Annotated in this window: 1 protein-coding gene; it reads left to right on the top strand. The window is 54.8% G+C overall.

What is annotated here, in order from left to right; all coding sequences use genetic code 11:
• Nucleotide 1: 1 nt before the first annotated feature.
• Nucleotides 2-290: RpiB/LacA/LacB family sugar-phosphate isomerase (locus ACSIPU_RS31130; protein WP_435322560.1), on the top strand; the 289-nt coding region annotated here is incomplete at its 3' end.

The following is a 290-nucleotide window of genomic DNA, read 5'->3' as shown; positions in this document are numbered from 1 at the left end:
GATGGAGAACAGCCAGGCGAACAAAAACGCCATCATCATCAAGGAGCTTAACGCGGTTGCCGACGAAAAAGGATTCCCGGTCTATAACGTCGGCATGAGCGATGAGAACGATCATCATCTGACCTACATCCATCTTGGGATCATGGCCAGTATTCTGCTGAATTCGAAAGCAGTTGACTTCGTGGTCACCGGCTGCGGTACCGGTCAGGGGGCGCTGATGTCGCTGAACATCCATCCGGGCGTGGTCTGCGGCTACTGTATCGATCCGGCGGATGCGTTCCTGTTTGCCC

The sequence above is a fragment of the Klebsiella sp. HN106 genome, assembly GCF_051209435.1.
GTDB lineage: Bacteria > Pseudomonadota > Gammaproteobacteria > Enterobacterales > Enterobacteriaceae > Klebsiella > Klebsiella oxytoca.
This window is presented reverse-complemented; position numbering and strand designations above follow the sequence as displayed.